Below are 16,639 nucleotides of genomic sequence, written 5' to 3' on the forward strand. Positions count from 1 at the left end.
GTTGGCAAGAAGAGATGAAAGGAACATACCATCATGGGTCGTATCTGGAAACTTGGCGATAACGTTAATACTGATGTGATTATTCCTGGTCGCTACAATGTGACGACGGACCGGGCGCAACTGGCGAAATATTGTCTGTGTGAGGTGCTGCCGGACTTCGCGCCAAATGTACAGCAGGGCGATATCTTGATGGCGGGACACAATTTCGGTTGTGGCTCGTCCCGCGAACACGCGCCCTCCTCGATCCTGGGAACTGGCGTGAAAGTCGTGATTGCTCGCAGCTTTGCCCGCATCTTCTATCGCAACGCCGTTAATATTGGTCTGCCTATCTTGATCTGTGAAGAGGCGGTCCTTGCCAGCGAGGATGGACAGGAGCTTGATGTCGATCTTTCTACCGGTCGCATTCAGAACCTCACCACCGGGCAGGTCTTCCAATCGGAGCCGCTCGATCCCTTTGTGGCGCGCATCGTGGAAGCTGGCGGCATTATCAATTACATTCTCGCAGAAGGAACCTTGCGATGAGCAACACGCCTTCTCAGCTCAATGTCTGTGTGATTGGTGGGGATGACGCTGCTCCCGAAGTGGTGCATCCTACCGTCGAGATCTTGCGTCAGCTCGCGCCGACGATCAACTTTGTGCAGGCGATCAGTGGGCGCGAGGCGCAGGCCGAAATAGGAGAAACCTTTCCCTCCGTTACTCGCGATGCCATCGATTCGGCGGATTGCACGCTCTTTGGCGCGAGTGGTGGTCCCAGTCGTCCGATCCTGTGGTATCTGCGCTGGGGCAAGGAGACGTATGTGAACATACGTCCGGTGCGCTGGCGTCCAGGCTATCTTTCTCCCATGCGCTACCCCGAACGCATCGACTATGTGATTGTGCGCGATAATCTGGAGGGGATGTATCCTCCGCGCGAGGGCGATCTGGCCGAGCTGAGCACGCTTGCCAGCAGCGGTTCGTGGTGGCAGGCTCCTCCGGTTCATGAAAAGGGCGCGTACTCTGTGCGGGTCAGCACGGATCGACAGATGAGCCGCGTGGCAGTGGCAGCCTGTGAGCTGGCTGTACAGCGACAGCAGGCGGGGTATCCTGGACGCGTGACACTGGGAGCCAAGTATTCGATTCAGCCGCGCACGGATGGTCGCTTCCGTGAGATCGTGCGCGAGACGGTCAAGCAGTATTCTGGTCTGAGCTATCAGGAGTTTCTGGTTGACGATCTGGCCCGGCGTATGGTCGCGGTTCCAGAGACGCTTGATGTGGTTGTGCTGGGCAACGAGCACGGCGATATCCTGGCCGATGCTGCCAGCGGAACTATCGGTGGGTTGGGACTCTCGCCGAGCGCCTGCTACGGTGAGAACTACGCCTATTTCGAGCCTGTGCATGGTTCAGCGCCCGATCTGGCTGGAAAGAACGTCATCAATCCCACCGCGATGCTGCTTTCGGGCGCGATGTTCCTCGCGCACTACGGTTTTACGGAGCAGGCGCAAATGCTAGAGAGCGCTGTTGCCGAGACGTATCGTGAAGGAACAACGCTGACCGTCGATCAGGGCGGCAATGCCAGTACAACCGATTTTGTGGCGGCTGTACGACGCCAACTTGGATTATAAATTTTCCACATAGCGACAATCCCTTGCGGTTGTCGCGGTAAAAGATGCAAAAAAACATCTGCCGCGACAGCCGTAAGGGATTGTCGTATATAGTGGTTTCAAAAATGGGCATCATCAGGGCTTGACCCTCACATTAATGGAAGGGTCTATACTTGCACTAAAAGGAGAGGCAGAGAGGCAATGCAGGTTGGAGACTTGGCGAAACAGAGTGGGGCGAGCATTCGTTCGCTGCACTATTATGAGCAGATGGGCGTATTACAGGCCCGTCGTCAGCCCAACGGCTATCGAGAGTACGATGAGCAGGCGATAGAGCGAGTGCGCTGGATTCGCAAACTGCTGGGGCTTGGTCTCTCACTTGAGGATATCAGACTGCTCGCTCCTTGCTTTGAAAGGAACGAGGCGGGAGAGCCGCTCTGTTCGGCGGCTGTTGCGAAATATCAACGGAAACTGGCAGAGATCGACGAGCAGATGCGCGAGCTTCAGGAGTTGCGCGAGCGCATTCAACGCTATCTGAAAACGGCCTCGCCTCAAGAGAAGGAGATGTATTTATGATCATCGATGGTCATGCCCATGTCATTTTGCCAGTCGAGCGGCACCTCGCCCTGATGGATGCCGCCGGGGTGGATCGTACAATCCTGTTTGGCACGCGTATTCATCCCGAACGTGCCGACAATCTCGACGCTCTGGAAAAAGAGCTGCGAGTGCTGGATACTGTGCTGGCGGGCGATGCAAATAACGCCCTGGACACCTATCAGCGCACGACCGCCGAACTTGCTGAGGTAGTGCAAGCATATCCTGAGCGTTTCACCGGCTTTGGAAACTTGCCTCTGAGCCTGACGCATGATGAGGCTGCGAACTGGATACAACAGCATGTGCTGGCAAACGGGTTTCGCGGGTTGGGAGAATTTACGCTTGCACCGGGGCAAATAAGACAACTGGAAACAGTGTTTGAGTTGGCGAGCGATGCTGGCAACCTCCCGCTCTGGGTACATACGTTTGCCCCGCTGCGTTTAGAAGATATCCAGGAACTTATCACGTTGTCTCGTCGTCATTCCGATGTACCTTTGATTTTGGGGCATCTAGGTGGGTTGTACTGGCGCGACATAATCCGACTGGCAAAGGAGAACTCGCAGACCTATCTTGATCTGTCGGCGACGTATACCGTGATGGCACCTCTCATGGCGATTCGCGAGTTGCCGGAGCGCACGATATGCAGTTCTGATGCGCCGTTTGGTTCTCCGCTGGTTGCTCGTGTGACGGTCGAACAGGCAACAGAGAGCCAGGAAGTGCGAGCGCGTGTGTTGGGTGGCACGATCGCGCAACTGTTGCGGATTGGATAGTATTGCTTTTGCGTATAGTCATTATTTGAGCAGGGAGGTGAACTGACAAAAAACACGAAGGAAATGTTGTAGCAAAGCTGGTCTGTATGACAATATAATAAGTATTATGTGTCGTTTTTGTATAGTATAGTGAAAGGAGAGATGATGCAGGGAACGCATTCAAAGAAGAACATCTCTTTTGCTTCTTATTGCTATTGGCTGGGTATGGGCATTCTTTTGATTGGAAGCTTTATGCTGTTTTTTTTCACTCCTGCCAGCGCTCAGGCCAGCACTGCAACCATTGTTACGTATCAGGTGACAGGTCCACAGATCCCGGTGGGACAGAAGGGAACTTTAACCGCAAGTTGTGAGAGCGGAGAGCAGATGTTGAGTGGCGGCTTTTCTGGTGACGCATTTGAGGGCGCGGTTAAGGTTGTGGAGAGCTATCCATCGGCCCCGAATACCTGGACGGTGACGGTTGATAACTCGATAGCGCCGAGTTGGGTGCAAATGACGGTGAGCGTCTATTGTCTGCAAGCCAGCTCCTCAATCGGGACAACGATTGTTCACGCGACGCAATCGACGGCGGGAACGCAGATACTGGCCTGTCCCAGAGGTTCGGTGCTGCTCAGCGGGGGATACACCGGAACTGCACAGCCCTCGATCTCAAAACCAGATGCTAATAGCTGGCAATCCAATGCGGCAACTGTTTATGCTATGTGTGCGAGACGACACGTGACCGCCAGTTCGGTGGCGACGGCGGCTCTGACCACGCCTCCTGTTGAGGCTGAAGCTGGAGCAACCGCCACCTGTGCCTCCAATCAACTCGCGACAGGAGGAGGGTTTAGCGTCGATAGTGGGTCAGTCAGACCTATAGTTAGCAGCCAGGACACGACGACTGGCTGGTCTGTTGCTGTCGCAGGCTCACCCTATGGATCTCCAACGACTATGACCATCTCGGCTGTTTGTACCTCTATTGCGTGATAATATATCAAAACATGATATAAAAATTACGCTTTTGTGCGATTGGCCTGCTGCTCTCGATATTCTGCCATCACAGCAGCATGTTCGGGAGAGCGCAGGCATTCCTCTTGAGCCGTGACAAGTTCTCCCATGAGCGTTGCGGTATCCTTCTCGAAAGCTCCGTTGATCTGGCGTTTAGTGTGCTTCAGAGCCGTGAAGGGAATGGCGAGTAGCTCCTGAGCCAGTGCTAGCGCTCGCTCGTCCATCTGCTCAGGTTGTACTACCTCGTCGATCACACCCAGCGATAATCCCTGTTCGGCGGTGAAGCGCTCCCCAAGAAAGCAGAGACGTTTGGCGGGAGCGGCACCGATCAGACGAGCGAGGCGCATGGGTCCCAGCGCGGCGACGACTCCTTCGCGAACGGCGGGAATGCTGAGAATGGCATCGCTGGCAGCAAGACGGAGATCGCAGGCGAGGGCAACCTGCAAGCCGCCACCGAGACAATAGCCGTGAATAGCGGCGATGGTGATGGCGTTGAGCGAGGCCAGAGTTGTGACGCCACGCTCCCACGTCACAAACCAATCGAGCAAGAGACGTCCCTGTGCCAGTTCTTTGACATCCAGACCACTGCAAAACGAACGCCCTTTGCCACTGACGATCACCACCTGGATATCGGGTTGCTGCGTCAGATGATCGGTGATGGTGATAAGATCCCGTACCCAGGCTTCGTTGGCGGCATTGAGTACTGCGGGGCGGTTAAAATAGAGGCGGGCGAGTGGCCCTGTGGTTTCGCAATACATGGTTTCCAGTGCGAGCGTCGCCATGGTTATATCTCCTTTGATAGTGGAATGTCTGTCGATCACTCATGCAGTCTATAGAAATTGGGCCAGACTGCGAGAAAGTGATATGTGCAATTCTATTGTATCGCATAAAATGAGTGTATACTGCTGTCAGTAGAAGTTGCTATGGATATATCTCTGTCCATGCCTCTTGCCAGTCATAAACAAAGATGTGAGAACAGACAGAAAGGGAAGAACAGGTTATGCAACTGAAAGACAAAGGCGTTTTAGTGACCGGGGGTGCATCTGGCCTGGGAGCCGCCTGCGTGCGCTTATTGACGCAGGCTGGAGCGAGGGTGGTGATTGTCGATCTCAATGAAGAGGCGGGAACTGCCCTCGCAAAAGAGCTGGGATCGGCTGCCCTCTTTGTCAGGACGAATGTCACCGCCGAAGACGAGGTGCAGGCGGCTGTAAAAGCGGCAGTGGAGCATGGTAAGGGTCTCTCCGTCGCCATCAACTGTGCTGGTATCGGGGTTGCGGAAAAGACGTTTGGTAAACGAGGCATACATAGCCTGGAGTCGTTTACACGCGTCATCCAGATCAATCTGATCGGGACGTTCAATGTAATACGGCTGGCCGCGGCAGTGATAGCTGAGAACGCCCCCACTGAGGAGGGCGAGCGAGGCGTCATTATCAACACCGCATCGGTGGCTGCCTTTGACGGGCAGATCGGACAAGCGGCGTATTCTGCTTCAAAGGGCGGTATTGCTGGCATGACGCTGCCCATTGCTCGCGATCTGGCAAGCTACGGCATTCGCGTGATGACGATTGCGCCTGGTATTTTTGATACGCCGCTGATGGGAAGCCTGCCGGAACCTGCACGTATCTCGCTTGGGCAGCAAGTTCCCTTCCCACCGCGCCTGGGACGGCCCTCAGAATATGCCGCGCTGGCCCGGCACATTATTGAGAATCCCATGCTCAACGGCGAAGTGATCAGGCTGGATGGCGCTCTCCGCATGCCATGGAACGTTCGTTAGACAACAAAGACCGGCTCCTTACTTGAGGGGCTGGTCTTTTATAGTAGATTGAGGCATCGTGCAGTGTGATACCTGACCGATTAAGCGTTATGTCGAGCCTCTGTTCTCACTTCCTCGTTAGTCACAGGAGCGGGATTCTCCGTTTCGGCTTCCTCCTCAGCTACCGTATCACGTTGAGATACAGCAGGAGGCTCCTTAGAACGCGCTGCTTCCTCCTCAGCTATCGTATCACGTTGAGATACAGCAGGAGGAACATCAGTACGTGCAGTCGTTGTCCTTCTATCGGCAGGAGTCAGTTCTCGTTCTTCCTCAGCACGAGCGGCCTGCGTCGAAGTGTCTGGTGCAGTGGTTCTGAGACGAGCATTGATATCAAATGCTCCATTCTGACGTAAGAGGCGGAAAGCCTCCTCTGGCCTATCATCAGCATTCATCAGCAATAGTATACGATTAGCCTCCAACTCCTGTTGATAGTGATGTGCTTCGTAGTCTGGCATTCCCATTTTTGTTAAATCATCAACAGTATTTGAAGCCACAGATGCCTGTCCTGTAAACATGCCTTTGAGATTATCAAAAACACTCCCGTTACCGCGCTGTACCAGCCTGATTCGATTATAGCTAAATCCATTACGCCTTAAGTCATCTATTGCCTTTTCAGCACATGCATTATCGGGCAAAACGCCAATTACTGTTGAAATTGGATCTCCACCCATTTATAGTACCTCCTTTTTCAAAACATGATATCTAATGACCATGTTCTAAAATTAAGCTCTATAAAACATTAGAGCATTCATGGTGTAACTGCATACCTCTTTTGTAATAGAGTAGATCAAAGGTGCTCAAATTTCAAATCTATTCTACATTGTCACACGTAATAAAGGTGAAAAAGGATGCAGAAAAGAAAGCGAAACTAACTTAGCTGTTCCAGAGTGTAAGTAACAAGAAGTACCTTAATACGGCATTTGAGAAAAGTGTAAACAAGACTTGAAAAGCTAGGAGGAAGCAGATGCTAAACATTAGCCGGACACGTCCCCTGGGAATTACAATCATCGCTATTATTATGGCAATCTATGGCATATTAGGCATTATAGGTGGAATTACCCTGCTAGGATCTAACTCCACATTTGGAATAATTGCTCTCATCTTGGGCGTTCTTGAACTGGTCCTTGCCTGGGGTATGTGGAGTTTACAAAAATGGGCGTTCTGGGCCACGGTCGTCCTTGAAGTTCTCGCAGTGCTTAACGGTATATTCGCACTCACTGGAGGAAATACTGGCGGTGGTATTACTGGACTTGTGATCGCTCTGATCATCCTGATTTACCTGTTTGCAGACCCTCATGTGCGAAGTGCATTTCGTACGTGAATCTAGCGGACTGCTTTCATTGCAACAAAGCCAGACGCGCAAAAATGGGAACCAGCTTCTGGTGGCACTTGAACCTTCCACGTGCAGTGATTTTACCATAATGAAAGCAGACGGTATGTGCAAAGATGTGTTAAGGTACTTAGATAGCCGATTTCGTTGAGAGGAAGCTTCCTGATAGGGAAAGTCTTCCTCTCACGACTTTTATTGCGAACCGTACTACTTGTGTTCAAGCGCACGGTAGGTAGCTAGTACGTTAAGCCGGTGGGCATGGATGTTGTAGGGATTGGCTACTGGAGCGAAGGGATTGGTGGGTGGCAGTTGCATTGTGTCCGGGAGTGGATGGGCAGCCAGCGTCTCGTCAAGGCTCAAGCCCTGCTTGATGTCAGTACTGATCTGTTGCTGTAACATTTGCAGATAGGCCACCAGGCTATCGAGGGCGGGTGTTGCTTCTGCCATCGGTCCGTGTCCGGGAATCAGGGTTTTGACAGGCAATGTGGCTTGCATCTTTTGGATTGTTTCAATATATGGTTCCGGTCCCCCTTCCAGCAGCATCGGGGCAAAACCATCTTTCACTGTAAAGTTGCCTGTCCATGCGACCTGAGCATCGGGGACATAGACGATTGTATCGCCCAGCGCGTTGCCAGGGCCGAAATGCCAGAGTTCGACGATCTTATTGCCCAGATCGATTGCCATAAAGTGATCGAAAAAGATGTCAGGTAGTCGCCACTCGACCACATCAGCCAGGGCCGCCGCATTGCCCTTCATGTTCTCTGAACGAATCCGTTTCTCGCGCTCCAGATCCCGCATGCTGGCCCGGTTCTGCCGTGAAGAGACAATCTTTACTTCAGCAGGAAAGACATAGTTACCGAAGCTGTGGTCTCCATGATAGGTTGTGTTTACGACATAAAGTAGAGGTTTATCGGTAAGCTGTTGTACTATGTGCTGGATCTGTCGGGCTATATCTCCGTTAATGCCAGCATCGATAACCAGCACGCCTCGCTCTCCGATAATCACGCCGTTGTTGTCTTTAGGTGGCGTATTTGCCATTAATGCATAGACTCCCTCAGAAAGCATCCGAGGTTCCAACACCAGTCCGGCGGGATTAAGATCTGGACCGATATAGCCCGCTGGACGTTCTTCGATTTCCTGACTATTATTGTCAACTTGATACATCAGTTTTCTCCTCCTTGCTGAAAACATCTGATCCTTCTGTTTAACTGCTAATTGCCTTCATAAAAAGATCGATACTCGGCGCTAGTTGAGCAGAGGTAGGCGGCTGTGGAGGTTCGTCACCGCTCAAAAGGCCATTGAGCAGGGCATAGGTAAGCAGGCTGCCGATAAACATGAGGGCCGCCGCGTCCCAGTCGATATGCGTTATCAGCCCCTCTTCCTGCGCCTGCTTTAAGAGCGCCGCAATATAGGCCAGTGATCGTTCGGGGACGGTCGTGCGAAAGCGTGTGGCAAGTTGTGGAAAGCGCGGCGTTTCGGCGATAATGACCCGCAGCAATGCCAGATACTCCGGTTGCATCATAATGGTTGCGATCTCCTGAGCCAGCGTCATCAGAGCCGCTCGTAACGCATCATGATCCTTCAGATCAGGCATGTGATCAATTGCTAGCAATTGATTATGAGGGTTGTTCAGCGTCAATTGCTGTAGTACATCGGCAAAGAGATCTTCTTTGTTGGTGTAGTAACTATAGAGCGTCTGCTTGGAAACTCCCGCCTCAGCTGTGATCATGTCCATGCTTGTAGCCGTAAAGCCTCTTTGTAGAAAGAGACGTTGCGCTGCCACGCGCATTTGCTGGCGCTTCATCTGCACACGCAAAGCCTGTTTTTCAGTCACTATCTTTTCCTCATTGCAATCAAACTAGACCGTACAGTTTGATCATAGGATAGAAGAGAGGGGTTTGTCAAGGGCAAGAAGCTTCGGCTATGGGATCTCCATCGAGATTGTATTTATAATTCAAAGCTGAGTGCTGGTCGCTTGAAGAGTATTCCGTTATGTGATGGTGCTGCATCAGGGTTGGTGACTTGCAGCAAGACCTGGCTGTCGGGGCCAATATACTCGCGAAGGCGGGAATGATTGCTGGCGAGGGTGTAGTAGTTATTGAGTGGAATCTGGTCCCAGGTGCCGGTTTGCCAGTTGTAGAGCGCAGTTCGCAGGGAGCTAAAGTCCTGGAATGCTATCTGATTGTCATCGATATTGGGAACGCTGATCGTGAGTCCTTTGATATGAGAGGTATCCAGAGCGGAGAGGTCAAACGCAAAGTTCATGCTTCCCAACTCCATCATATAGACCCCTGGCAGCACCATTTCATTGTTGAAGCCCGTCGATGCAATCACCTGCCCTTGAATGAGATCAGATGAGAGCTTTGGCGTTACATCCAGCGCGATGTTGAGTGGCATCTGCACAAAGCTCTCGTGAAAGCCTGTGGGAACGGTGCCGTTGACCGTTGTCGTCTGCATGTTGTCCAGTGGCTGATCGGCCCAGCCGATGAGGGTTGCGGGTGTACCGTCGAGCAGCAATGGATCGTCGGTGCTGTTCCAGGGGATGCTCGGCAGACCGGGGCGCAGCGAGGTGATGTTTTGCTTGCTCAGGTTAACAATCGCATTGCCGCGACAGGGACCGCCGCAGGGAGGGAGCGAAGAACCATTCCCGTTCAGTGCTGCCAGGAGCGCCATGTGCCGCTGGAAGTCGGTTTGCGGTTGATCTCCCCGCTCATAGGGGAAATACGAGGCCGGGAGACCGCTACTTTGCGCGAGCTGATCGGCCAGCGAGGTATCCGGGTCGCGAGGCATTTGCAATGCCAGATCGATCTTCTGGGTCTCCCCTGCTGGCAGGGTGCCGATAGCGACGAAGCCGTGTGGCAGCAGAATATAGACATCGCTCAAAGGGGCCAGCGTATTTTTTATTGTGCCAATCAGCCTGTTATTACGAATAGTGAGATGGGTGCTGATGGCCCCGTTCAACTGTCGATCCTGTTGTGCCACCAGTGGATGGAAGGTCCAGGGGCCGCTATCGAGCAGCGCAACGTTGGTGGCATGAGCCTCATAAGTAACGGGCGTTGATGGATCGCCGGAGATCATAAACGCGTTGGACGAAATCAGAGGTAAAGGGATTACCTGGGCCAGCGTGCCAGCCGGGAGCCGGACATGGAAATCGCCCTCGTTCGGCACAAAGATACCCATATATGTTGTGATTGATACGTTTGAGTTGTTCTGGTTGATTTGCACAATCGAGATGCTATTATCGGTGAGTGACGAACCCTTTTGATAGAAGGCGACGCCGTAAGAGAGCAGCGAGAAGACCAACATGCTACTGAGCATAATGCGCCAGTTCCAGAAAGGACGCCGCAACTTCTGTACAATCAGCAAACGCACTGGACCGAGTATGGCCACATATGCGAGCAGCAACAGGACCAGTATCCAGGGCATCGTCCAGATGTTATTTTGCAGGATAGAGAGGATGCCGCCGCGTATATTGACGTTGCCAGGTCCGCTATAAGATTTGGGGGCCAGCGGCGAGATCAATAACTGATCGCCGAGCGTGCGTAGCAGAATTTGTAGCCAGAGCGCGTTGGTGCCGGGCCAGAGGGGAAAGGGAGCCGTAGCGGGATCAAATGCCAGATAGCAGATTGTTCCCTGTCCCTGCTTTGCCGTGACGATCAGCGGGGTAACGCCAGATGCCAGCACAACGTTTCCCCGCAGAGCCGATCCCAGATTCTTCTCTCCCCGTGCTGCCAGCGTTGCAAAGCTCACCTGCAATGGCGCATTGAGCGTAGACGGCGGGGACTGTTGACCGGGCAGGGGTGCGGCAAGGCTGCCAGCGGAGAGCATCGGCGTGCCAGGGGCGAGATCGATGGTGGTGTATACATCGACCGGTAGCAGGTCTGATGGCAGGGGGGATAGTGTATGTCTCCAGTTGGGACCGCCCACCGCGATCAAAGCGCCTCCCTGATTGATCCAGGTTTGCAGTGCTGAACGCTGGACCGCACTGAGCGAACTGGTCGTGAAATTGTCGAGGATGATGACATCAAAATTTTCCAGTTCCGATGAGAGGGCAGGCATCGTTTGAGCGTTCAAATGAGTAAGCTGGATAGATGAAACCTGATTGGAGAGCGTCACATTGGAGAGATAGTTCAGAGTTGTGTTATCGTCGGAAAGCACGCCGACAGAGGTCTGAACACTGCCGATAGTATCGATGCGATGCTCCTGAAATGCTAGCACTTTGCCGTGTTGATCGAGTAGTTCGGCCAGGACGCCGTGAATGTTAAAGGCTCCCACGTTGAAAGGAATATGCAGCACTACCTGTCGCGATTGTCCATGTGGTATCGAAATAGACTGCTCGAAGCGCTGTCTGGAGGCAATATCATTGGCGGTGGGACGATACAGGCCGCTGTAGATTTTCAGTGAGATGATGCCGTTCACGTCCTGCCGACCCGGATTATTGACCGTTACCCACACTGGTAGCCAGTAGCCCATCCGCGCCTGTGCGCTCAGGCCGACGTTGATCCGGAGCGAGATCTGATTGTCCGATGGGGAAACTGAGGAGGCCCAGGCTGAGGAGGCTCCATTGCAGAGGCACAGGGCAAGCGCGATACAAATACTACTCACGACCTTACTGAGTGCCGACAGATGCCAGTTGTGCTGTGTACACGGCATACATCCGAGCCTTTCCTGCTAGCGGAGCATCGTTCAAGTCTTATATGTGCATTTTTTAATGTCTCCTTTCATTATAGTATGTCAGTGCACATCTATCCAGATCTCTGCACACTTTTTGGCAAATTGCGCCGATATTAATGAAGATGAACAATGTATGACGGCGATCTCCCCCGCGATAAATCGCTCGGCTACGACACGGGGGAGGATTACCGGCTTATTCCCTTAATGATATTTGCGTGCTATTTTTGCAGTTTGCGGAGAACAGCAATGCCAACGACGACGCCCGCAGCGAGCAATACTAGAGGAACGGGAGAATTGCTTTTTTGAGGCACGCTTACGGCACCTGCTGGCTGGACGAGAGCGGTAAGCTGATCGAGCATTTGATCGTAGATGCGATGCAGCCCAAGCGGGGCAAATGTGCGCTCAAAGAAGCCGCCAACGCCCTGGCCGCCTTCCCATTCAGTGGCGACGCTGACCCGGCTCTGCTGCCCGCTTTCCAGCGGCGACACCGTCCAGGTCGTGACAAGTGATGAATTGGTGTCGCGCTCTTGAATGACCTGTCCCTTGACGGCCTCGTTCACCTGGATGCGATATGGACGCTCGCGGCGGGCAGCTTGCAAGCGATAACGCACAACAGTTCCCTCCCCATTGCCGCCTTGCTCGACCTGATAATCGAGGAAGTTTGGCGTCAGGAACAGGGGGCGTTTCGCTTTATAGTCTTTAAGGGTATCATACACCTTTTCAGGTTGCGCGTTGACCACGCGCTCATTCTTGACTTCTATCTTGCTCATAGAATTGCCTCGTATCTTGTTTTCAGCACAGAACCCGGTTGCTCTGTACATATCTACATGTATTATAGTGGGAAGGAGCAACTCTATGTGACCGATGCTTCCTCCTTCGGGCTATTAAGATAGTCCTCGATGGCCGGTTCGCACAGAAGCAGTGCCAGGGCGGAGAGGCCGTCGGCAATCTCGCCTTTGCGCGCCATCTCTCTGACCTGCTGATAGGAGACGGCGACAGTATAGAGCAGTTCTGAACGCTCGGGGTGCGTTGGCCGACCCGCTGCTACATCGGATGCAAAAAAGATGGAGCAGACCTCATTCGACATGCTGTTATTTGTCGAGAAGCTACCCATGAGTTGTAGCTGTTCACAGGTCGCGCCCATCTCCTCGTAGAGTTCGCGGCGAACAGCCTCCTCCGCGCTTTCCAGTCGTTCCCCGTCCTGTTCCAACGAGCCTGCGGGACATTCCCAGTACCAGCTATGGGTCGGATAGCGATATTGACGTAGCAGCAGAATCTCGCCGCGACAGGTACATGGAACGACCAGCACAGAGCCAGGATGTTCGATATAAGTATAGCCAATCTCATCTTTTGTATGAGTCAACACCCTGTCCTGACGTAGCGCTAACCAGGGTGATACAAGCCATTGGACCGATTCTAGCGTGCGCCAGGGATCGGGCCGCCTATATTTATTCTCTTCCATTATGTCTCCTTTCAAGCTGCGCAGAGTTCGCGCCTGAAGAAGTAGATGGTTGTGCGAATGCCTTCTTCCAGACTGACGAGCGGTTTCCATTGCAGCAGATGTTCCGCTTTTTTCGGACTGAAATAGGCGCAGGGGATGTCTTCTCCATGCGCCGGAGTATGGATGATCTCGACTTGATAGCCGACCACCTCTGAGAGAAGCTGGTAGATGCGATTGATCGACGTGCCAGCACCTGTTGCGATACAAAACACGTTATTGGAGCCTCGATCCAGTGCAAGCAGATTTGCGCGGGCCACATCGCTCACATAGACGAAATCTTTTTGCTGCTCCCCATCCCCATGAATAGTGATTGGCTGGTGTTCGAGGAAGCGCCTGGCAAACGTGGCAATCACGCCGGATGTGCCGCCGGGGTTCTGGCGCGGACCGTAGATGTTGCTGTTGCGCAGAATGGTATAGGGCAGGCCATAGGTTTGCTGCCAATAGCGGATATACCATTCTCCGGCAGCTTTGGTGATCCCATAGGGAGACTGAGGATGCACCGGAAAGGTTTCATCAACGGGCATGCGCTCAGGAGTGCCATAGACGGTGCCTGACGAGGCGAAAATGATCTTCTGTACGCCTGTGCTGGTGCAGTTCACCAATATGGTTAGCAAACCTTCTATATTGACCTGGGCATCGAGCAGAGGATTGTTGGCTGAGACTACCACGCTTGATTGGGCCGCCTGATGGTTGACGATATCCGGGCGGACATCTTTGAAGATGCGCCTGATGTGATCCTGATTGACAATGCTAGCCTGATAACACTTGATATGCTTCTTCTGCCTGATAAGCTGCTCCCCATAAGCATTATGAATGGTATCCACCACAATAACCTCGTGTCCAGCGGCGAGGTACTGATCTGCAATGGTCGATCCGACGAAGCCCAGGCCACCCGTCACTAGAATTCTCATGGCTATGCTCCTTTTTTGCGCATGCAACATTGACAAGATGTAACAAGTAGTTCGTAGTCTCGCGATTTATCGCGATGCTCTAAGCGCCTATGATGCTGCCCAATCGCGATAAATCGCGAGACTACGAACTACTGGGAGTATTACCGGGTTTAATGTTCATCAGCACGGCACGCTTGCCCTCTGGAAGCCTGTTCAGTAGTGTTTCCAGTGTTTCGGTTTGATACTCTTTATCGGAACGTTGTAGGATCTGGGAGAGTGTATTAAAAAAGCCCGTATGTATGGTTGACCAGGTGAGCGTATCGAGAAGATCAGCTACGGTGCGAGCTGAGCGAAGATCATGCTCTACTTCGCGTGTGATATGTGCATATGATCTATCGGCCCTGTGTAGATCAGGTAGAGTATTGACGCCCTGGCTATCCCATACCGTTCCCATGTTGAGCGCGTAAACCTGTTGGTTGCGTGCCGTCAGCTGCCTGATGAGAGCGAGAAAGTCCAGTTCGCCAGATGGACCGCCCTCTTGTTGCTGTTGCGCCAACGTATGCAACCCGTCGAACAGGCAAGGACCGTTGACGAAAAAGATGCCGCAATCCTGCTCACCGTTGGCTGGTATGACATCGCCTCTTCTTGCCTGCAATACATCGATGATCGTACCGTCAGCGCCACGCAGCAGGCTTACATAAGGGTAACGTTCCCATTTCGTCGGGATGGTCATTGGATTATGGGAGAGCTGGTGAAGGGCGCACCCGGCAAACACGAGGCGCTCGTTGAGCGCGCCCATGTCTCCCCAAACGACGATGAGATTGTCCTGAGAGTGCAGATGTTCTTTGATACTCAAAAGGGCGTGACCTGTCCCACACGGTTGTTCCTGAATGCACCAGAGAGGATCATGCAGGCCATCCTGCTGCACCACTGCCTTAGCGGCGGAGTCACTGGCGCGGTTGACGATGACCAGAGGGTGAGGATCGAAGGGAGCCAGGGCGTCGAGGATGCGCAGCAGGATCGGGCGGCCAATAGTTCCCCGCGCCAGTATCTTCGGCGTGCCGCTCTGGAAGCGGCTTCCTTGCCCGGCGGCGACGACGATCACGCGTGCTGGTTTCAGCACCACCTGATAGATATGGGCGACGTCAGCGGCCTGACAGATGATCTCTTGCACCTCCTGACGAGACAGGCGTGGCTTCTCACGAGCGAGGAGGGCGCGAATCGTCTCCCGGGCGGGTCTCGCTGCTATATGCATTCCTCTACCTCTCTCAGGCTTGTCTGAATGTTTGCTTTGAGCAGCACCGTGCTGAGCGCATCCAGTAATTTCTCGTGCGAATGGACGCCAGGTTGCTGCTGATCTTGCAGTGGCTGCTCCTCTACTTCGACGAGTGCATAAAGTTGCTCACGTGCGATAGGAAGCGCATCTCCCCGCTCTCCAGGAGGACCATCAGGGTGATTCTGCTCCACCAGCACATGAGAGACAAACGGTTCCAGGTGCCAGCGCGAGATAGGGGTGCGAGCATGCGCCCGCGTGACGTTATGCCAGAAGGCGTTCATCAGCCCGGCAACGGTGAGCGGTTCGCACTCCTGCACCAGATTGGCGATCCAGAGGCGCGGCACCTCAAGCGAGGCCAGTTCGGGAGTCAGCAGCATCGCGCTTGGCACAATGCTGGAGAAGAAGGTGCCTGGAGCATACAGAATGCCCTGGGCCTGCCTGACAGCCATTTTTGCTCGTTGCGTTGCCTCAACTCTTGCGGAAAAGGCGCTCTCCAGGGCGTGGCTCGTGCTTGTGGGATCACCAATCTGCTCGATAGTTGCGGCCTCCTGGCGTGACAACTGATGGTGAAGCAGGTGAATGCGCCAGATGGGAGGACCAGGAGGACGATCACATATCTCCGCCTCAGTGGTTAGAATGTGACCATCTTCCAGCACGGCAACCAGATAGGCAATCTCTTCACTGACCACCACAATATCGGCAGGCAGCTTAAACAGTTCGGTGAGGTAATCAATTGCTCGTTGATAGCCCCCATGCAGGTGAGCGCACCCGACGAGCAGAGCATTACGCACCGCTAAATCGCGAAAGTCAAATGGTTGCCCTTTCTGATGCTCGCCCTGTTTCGTCACCGTGAGAAATGCGTTAATGGCTCGCTCAAGCTCCATGAAGATGTGAAAGGGTAGTTCTGGGAGATGGATAGCGTCGTACAGCATGCGTCGGAGATGGGTCGCATTCCCTTCAATGGGGAGCCGGAGCTGCAAAAGGTCTGAAAGCGCCGGGATCTCTCCATCTCGTGCCAGCATTGCGATCAATTTGGCCGGATCAGACGGCCCCAGGCAATCGAGATGGTTGCGAATTCGCCCGGTACTCTTGCCGTCATCGTAGGCGTTCACCAGAAACGTGATGCGCGGAAATCGCTTTGCCAGCATGGACCCGAAGTGGTGAACGCCGCTGCCACCGCAGAAGACAACCAGAGAATGAGGTATGCAATTACCCATGAAGTGTTTTCTC

17 protein-coding genes are annotated in these 16,639 nt (G+C 53.3%); 7 read left to right on the top strand and 10 right to left on the bottom strand.

All coding sequences use genetic code 11. From position 1 onward, the window contains the following. The first annotated feature begins 33 nt into the window (after window positions 1–33). The 5 genes from K3T83_RS25150 to K3T83_RS25170 all read left to right on the top strand — a co-directional run bounded on the left by K3T83_RS25150 (window position 34) and on the right by K3T83_RS25170 (window position 3,904). Window positions 34–522, top strand: coding sequence for a 3-isopropylmalate dehydratase small subunit (locus tag K3T83_RS25150; protein ID WP_220205674.1), 489 nt, complete (start codon window positions 34–36; stop codon window positions 520–522). After that, window positions 519–1,601: an isocitrate/isopropylmalate family dehydrogenase gene (locus tag K3T83_RS25155; protein ID WP_220205675.1), complete on the top strand. Its 1,083-nt coding sequence runs from the start codon at window positions 519–521 to the stop codon at window positions 1,599–1,601. Before K3T83_RS25150 ends, K3T83_RS25155 begins: the two co-directional genes overlap by 4 nt. A 180-nt stretch (window positions 1,602–1,781) precedes the next feature. After that, window positions 1,782–2,153 (top strand): MerR family transcriptional regulator, encoded by a 372-nt coding sequence (locus tag K3T83_RS25160; protein WP_220205676.1) that lies wholly within the window; start codon window positions 1,782–1,784, stop codon window positions 2,151–2,153. Beyond that, a complete protein-coding gene (locus K3T83_RS25165) occupies window positions 2,150–2,941 on the top strand; it encodes an amidohydrolase family protein (RefSeq protein ID WP_220205677.1) in 792 nt (263 codons plus the stop codon). The genes K3T83_RS25160 and K3T83_RS25165 overlap by 4 nt, the downstream gene beginning before the upstream one ends. Before the next feature lie 141 nt (window positions 2,942–3,082). Next, window positions 3,083–3,904: a hypothetical protein gene (locus tag K3T83_RS25170; RefSeq protein WP_220205678.1), complete on the top strand. Its 822-nt coding sequence runs from the start codon at window positions 3,083–3,085 to the stop codon at window positions 3,902–3,904. 26 nt (window positions 3,905–3,930) lie between these two features. On the opposite strand, the gene K3T83_RS25175 is transcribed toward K3T83_RS25170, so the two are convergent. Beyond that, window positions 3,931–4,707 (bottom strand): enoyl-CoA hydratase/isomerase family protein, encoded by a 777-nt coding sequence (locus K3T83_RS25175; protein ID WP_220205679.1) that lies wholly within the window; start codon window positions 4,705–4,707, stop codon window positions 3,931–3,933. Between the two features lie 218 nt (window positions 4,708–4,925). Here K3T83_RS25175 and K3T83_RS25180 point away from each other — a divergent pair, with 218 nt between their 5' ends. After that, entirely contained in the window at window positions 4,926–5,699 is a 774-nt protein-coding gene (locus K3T83_RS25180) for a 3-hydroxyacyl-CoA dehydrogenase (RefSeq protein ID WP_220205680.1), read from the top strand. Between the two features lie 80 nt (window positions 5,700–5,779). Here the strand turns inward: K3T83_RS25180 and K3T83_RS25185 are convergent, their stop codons facing one another. Next, window positions 5,780–6,409, bottom strand: coding sequence for a general stress protein (locus tag K3T83_RS25185; RefSeq protein ID WP_220205681.1), 630 nt, complete (start codon window positions 6,407–6,409; stop codon window positions 5,780–5,782). A 293-nt stretch (window positions 6,410–6,702) separates the two neighbouring features. Between K3T83_RS25185 and K3T83_RS25190 the strand changes: the two genes are divergently transcribed. Next, window positions 6,703–7,059: a hypothetical protein gene (locus tag K3T83_RS25190; protein WP_220205682.1), complete on the top strand. Its 357-nt coding sequence runs from the start codon at window positions 6,703–6,705 to the stop codon at window positions 7,057–7,059. A gap of 216 nt (window positions 7,060–7,275) precedes the next feature. On the opposite strand, the gene K3T83_RS25195 is transcribed toward K3T83_RS25190, so the two are convergent. The 8 genes from K3T83_RS25195 to K3T83_RS25230 all read right to left on the bottom strand — a co-directional run bounded on the left by K3T83_RS25195 (window position 7,276) and on the right by K3T83_RS25230 (window position 16,626). After that, on the bottom strand, window positions 7,276–8,232 hold the full coding sequence (locus K3T83_RS25195; RefSeq protein WP_220205683.1) for an MBL fold metallo-hydrolase: 957 nt from the start codon (window positions 8,230–8,232) through the stop codon (window positions 7,276–7,278). Window positions 8,233–8,272: 40 nt separating this feature from the next. Then, window positions 8,273–8,902, bottom strand: a complete 630-nt coding sequence (locus tag K3T83_RS25200; RefSeq protein WP_220205684.1) for a TetR/AcrR family transcriptional regulator — start codon at window positions 8,900–8,902, stop codon at window positions 8,273–8,275. Between the two features lie 113 nt (window positions 8,903–9,015). Then, window positions 9,016–11,721, bottom strand: coding sequence for a DUF8815 domain-containing protein (locus tag K3T83_RS25205; RefSeq protein WP_220205685.1), 2,706 nt, complete (start codon window positions 11,719–11,721; stop codon window positions 9,016–9,018). 239 nt (window positions 11,722–11,960) lie between these two features. Further along, window positions 11,961–12,512, bottom strand: a complete 552-nt coding sequence (locus K3T83_RS25210; protein ID WP_220205686.1) for an SRPBCC family protein — start codon at window positions 12,510–12,512, stop codon at window positions 11,961–11,963. A gap of 83 nt (window positions 12,513–12,595) precedes the next feature. After that, window positions 12,596–13,204, bottom strand: coding sequence for an NUDIX domain-containing protein (locus tag K3T83_RS25215; RefSeq protein ID WP_220205687.1), 609 nt, complete (start codon window positions 13,202–13,204; stop codon window positions 12,596–12,598). Window positions 13,205–13,215: 11 nt separating this feature from the next. Next, window positions 13,216–14,154, bottom strand: a complete 939-nt coding sequence (locus tag K3T83_RS25220; protein ID WP_220205688.1) for an NAD-dependent epimerase/dehydratase family protein — start codon at window positions 14,152–14,154, stop codon at window positions 13,216–13,218. 121 nt (window positions 14,155–14,275) lie between these two features. Continuing rightward, complete coding sequence (locus K3T83_RS25225; protein WP_220205689.1) at window positions 14,276–15,388, bottom strand: NTP transferase domain-containing protein; 1,113 nt, start codon at window positions 15,386–15,388, stop codon at window positions 14,276–14,278. After that, a complete protein-coding gene (locus tag K3T83_RS25230; protein WP_220205690.1) occupies window positions 15,379–16,626 on the bottom strand; it encodes a 2-phospho-L-lactate transferase CofD family protein in 1,248 nt (415 codons plus the stop codon). The genes K3T83_RS25225 and K3T83_RS25230 overlap by 10 nt, the downstream gene beginning before the upstream one ends. Window positions 16,627–16,639: the final 13 nt, after the last annotated feature.

The organism is Reticulibacter mediterranei, from assembly GCF_016587455.1.

Coding starts and splice junctions, on each gene's coding strand:
- K3T83_RS25160 (WP_220205676.1), top strand. CDS start 1,782: ATGCAGGTTGGAGACTTGGCGAAACAGAGTGGGGCGAGCATTCGTTCG.
- K3T83_RS25215 (WP_220205687.1), bottom strand. CDS start 13,204: ATGGAAGAGAATAAATATAGGCGGCCCGATCCCTGGCGCACGCTAGAA.
- K3T83_RS25175 (WP_220205679.1), bottom strand. CDS start 4,707: ATGGCGACGCTCGCACTGGAAACCATGTATTGCGAAACCACAGGGCCA.
- K3T83_RS25195 (WP_220205683.1), bottom strand. CDS start 8,232: ATGTATCAAGTTGACAATAATAGTCAGGAAATCGAAGAACGTCCAGCG.
- K3T83_RS25165 (WP_220205677.1), top strand. CDS start 2,150: ATGATCATCGATGGTCATGCCCATGTCATTTTGCCAGTCGAGCGGCAC.
- K3T83_RS25220 (WP_220205688.1), bottom strand. CDS start 14,154: ATGAGAATTCTAGTGACGGGTGGCCTGGGCTTCGTCGGATCGACCATT.
- K3T83_RS25205 (WP_220205685.1), bottom strand. CDS start 11,721: ATGCCGTGTACACAGCACAACTGGCATCTGTCGGCACTCAGTAAGGTC.
- K3T83_RS25150 (WP_220205674.1), top strand. CDS start 34: ATGGGTCGTATCTGGAAACTTGGCGATAACGTTAATACTGATGTGATT.
- K3T83_RS25155 (WP_220205675.1), top strand. CDS start 519: ATGAGCAACACGCCTTCTCAGCTCAATGTCTGTGTGATTGGTGGGGAT.
- K3T83_RS25185 (WP_220205681.1), bottom strand. CDS start 6,409: ATGGGTGGAGATCCAATTTCAACAGTAATTGGCGTTTTGCCCGATAAT.
- K3T83_RS25210 (WP_220205686.1), bottom strand. CDS start 12,512: ATGAGCAAGATAGAAGTCAAGAATGAGCGCGTGGTCAACGCGCAACCT.
- K3T83_RS25170 (WP_220205678.1), top strand. CDS start 3,083: ATGATGCAGGGAACGCATTCAAAGAAGAACATCTCTTTTGCTTCTTAT.
- K3T83_RS25230 (WP_220205690.1), bottom strand. CDS start 16,626: ATGGGTAATTGCATACCTCATTCTCTGGTTGTCTTCTGCGGTGGCAGC.
- K3T83_RS25225 (WP_220205689.1), bottom strand. CDS start 15,388: ATGCATATAGCAGCGAGACCCGCCCGGGAGACGATTCGCGCCCTCCTC.
- K3T83_RS25190 (WP_220205682.1), top strand. CDS start 6,703: ATGCTAAACATTAGCCGGACACGTCCCCTGGGAATTACAATCATCGCT.
- K3T83_RS25180 (WP_220205680.1), top strand. CDS start 4,926: ATGCAACTGAAAGACAAAGGCGTTTTAGTGACCGGGGGTGCATCTGGC.